Below are 2,790 nucleotides of genomic sequence, written 5' to 3' on the forward strand. Positions count from 1 at the left end.
TGACCTCTTGCATGCCATGCAAGCGCTCTCCCAGCTGAGCTATAGCCCCATCGTAAAGCTGTCATGTTGACGGGCGGCATAATATGAATTCCGCCGCGGGGTGTCAACGGCAAAATCAATCCCAGCCATTCAATCGCCGAAAAATCATGCAAATGAATCACTTTGCGAGCCTGCTCGCAGCCAGGAGTTAAGCCTGTCACGTTTTCACGTAAAACGGTGCTATAAAATGAGCCGTTAATTAACCCTACTGATATTCAGGAAATTGCATGATCAAGGAACGAATGACGCCAGAAGAGTTAGCCCTTCTCACTGGCTATAGCCGCCAGACCATCAATAAATGGGTACGCAAAGAGGGTTGGATTACGTCACCAAAACCAGGCGTCCAGGGCGGGAAAGCGCGCCTGGTACATGTGAACGACAAAGTCCGTGACTTTATTCGCAGCGCACGTCGGGCAAGCGAAACATCCGAACTGCCTGGAGGCAGCAGTCATGATAGTTCGCTTCACACGCTGCTCCTGACGCTGGCCAATGAAATGACGCCGGAAGAGCAGAAGCAGATGACATCGCTGCTACTGCGGGAAGGGATTACCGGCTTGTTGCAACGTTTAGGGATTCGCGATCGGGACTGATATGAAAAAATTACGGAGCAAAATGACCACGGAAGAGCTGGCAGAGAGTTTGGGTGTTGCCAGGCAAACGGTTAATCGCTGGATACGCCAGAAAAGGTGGAAAACCGAAGGACTCAACGGCGTGAAAGGCGGTCGCGCGAGGCTCATTCATGTTGATGCGCGCGTGAAAGAACATATTATGAGCCTCCCGGCGATCCGCAACCGTCAGGCGGTGTACCATCTCGCGGAGGCCACGTCTTCCTATACTGCCCCCTCTTCAAACCTGTGTCCGGGCATTATTGAGACGCTGGAGAGTATGACTAAGCCAGAGCAGAAGCGTCTGGATGCGTTATTGAAGCGCGAAGGGATACATGGATTTCTTAAGCGTTTGGGCATTGCCGAAGAAGATGCATAAAAAAACGGCAGGTTCCCCTGCCGTTTTTTTATCTGAGACGTTCTTACTGCTGATTTTCACGTTCAGCGATAAAGTCCAGCGCCTTGTTAATGCGCGCCACGCTGCGTGATTTGCCGATCGCGTGAACCGTCACATCCAGCGCCGGAGACTGCCCCGCCCCGGTCACCGCAACGCGCAGTGGCATGCCGACTTTACCCATACCGACTTCCAGCTCGTCTGCCGTCGCCTGAATCGCTTGATGCACATTCTGAGCGGTCCACTCGGAAAGGGCCGCCAGCTTGTCACGCACCACTTCCAGCGGCTGACGCGCAACCGGACGGAGGTGCTTCTTCGCGGCGTCCGCGTCGAACTCATCAAACTCTTCATAGAAGTAGCGGCAGCTTTCGGCAATCTCTTTCAGCGTTTTGCAGCGCTCGCCGAGTAGTTTCACCAGGTCAGCCAGCTCAGGGCCAGTGCGGGTATCAATATTTGCCTGCTCAATGTGCCACTGCAGGTAAGTCGCCACATATTCCGCCGGCATGGTATTGATGTAGTGATGGTTCAGCCACAGGAGCTTGTCGGTATTAAAGGCGCTCGCTGATTTGCTTACAGAGCTCAGAGAGAACAGTTCGATCATCTCTTCGCGGCTGAAGATCTCCTGGTCACCGTGAGCCCAGCCCAGACGCACCAGATAGTTCAGCAGCGCTTCCGGCAGATAGCCGTCGTCGCGATATTGCATAACGCTTACCGCGCCGTGACGTTTAGACAGTTTTTTCCCGTCATCACCGTTGATCATGGAGACGTGCGCATAGACAGGCACAGGGGCGTTCAGCGCTTTCAGGATGTTGATCTGACGTGGTGTATTGTTGATATGGTCTTCACCACGGACAACGTGGGTAATTTCCATATCCCAGTCGTCAACCACGACGCAGAAGTTATAGGTTGGAGAACCGTCGGTACGACGGATGATCAGATCGTCCAGCTCCTGGTTGCTGAATTCAATGGGGCCACGGATCTGGTCGTCAAAGATCACCGAGCCCTCTTGCGGGTTAGCGAAACGCACCACGCAAGGCTCGTCAGCAGCATGCTCGCTATGGTCGTGGCGGCAGCGGCCGTCATAACGCGGCTTTTCACCGTTAGCCATCTGCGCTTCACGCAGTTCATCCAGACGCTCTTTAGAGCAGTAGCATTTATACGCCGTGCCCGCGACCAGCATCTCATCAATGACAGCGTTATAGCGGTCAAAGCGTTTGGTCTGGAAGTAAGGACCTTCATCCCATTCCAGATTCAGCCAGTTCATCCCATCCATAATGGCTTCAATTGCTTCTGGCGTGGAGCGCTCAAGATCGGTGTCTTCAATACGCAGCACGAACTCACCTTTGTTGTGGCGTGCGAAAAGCCAGGAATAGAGAGCGGTACGTGCACCACCGACGTGCAGATAGCCTGTCGGGCTCGGCGCGAAGCGAGTTTTGATTTTCATGAAATGGCCTTACGTTATAAAGATGCCGGCAATCGGCAAATCCTGGGGAAAAAACGATGGGCAATATTCTATCACTGTGGGGGGATTCCTCAATGTTGATCCCTTTATCGTGACCGAGTTTGCGATTTTTGTTTAGAAATCATGCGCCATTGCCCGTTTCGCGATCGTTTTGTTTAATTTTACGACGAACGAATAAAAACTTTAGAAAATGCGTTGACTCATTTTCAACTCTCCCTATAATGCGACTCCACACAGCGGGGGTGATTAGCTCAGTTGGTAGAGCATCTCCTTTACACGGAGGGGGTCGG

General features: G+C 52.8%; 3 protein-coding genes. 2 read left to right on the plus strand and 1 reads right to left on the minus strand.

The window, feature by feature from the left end:
• Positions 1–266 precede the first annotated feature (266 nt).
• Both ADJ24_RS16970 and ADJ24_RS16975 read left to right on the plus strand, forming a co-directional pair.
• The gene (locus ADJ24_RS16970) at positions 267–629 is read left to right on the plus strand and encodes a YfeC-like transcriptional regulator (protein WP_023308720.1); all 363 of its coding nucleotides are present in this window, start codon (positions 267–269) and stop codon (positions 627–629) included.
• A gap of 1 nt (position 630) precedes the next feature.
• A complete protein-coding gene (locus ADJ24_RS16975; protein ID WP_023308721.1) occupies positions 631–1,023 on the plus strand; it encodes a YfeC-like transcriptional regulator in 393 nt (130 codons plus the stop codon).
• A gap of 43 nt (positions 1,024–1,066) precedes the next feature.
• On the opposite strand, the gene gltX is transcribed toward ADJ24_RS16975, so the two are convergent.
• Positions 1,067–2,482: a glutamate--tRNA ligase gene (gltX, locus tag ADJ24_RS16980; protein WP_048703048.1), complete on the minus strand. Its 1,416-nt coding sequence runs from the start codon at positions 2,480–2,482 to the stop codon at positions 1,067–1,069.
• Positions 2,483–2,790 lie beyond the last annotated feature (308 nt).

Origin of the sequence: Enterobacter sp. 940_PEND, from assembly GCF_001059415.1 — a bacterium.
Classification (GTDB): Bacteria; Pseudomonadota; Gammaproteobacteria; order Enterobacterales; family Enterobacteriaceae; genus Enterobacter; species Enterobacter cloacae_M.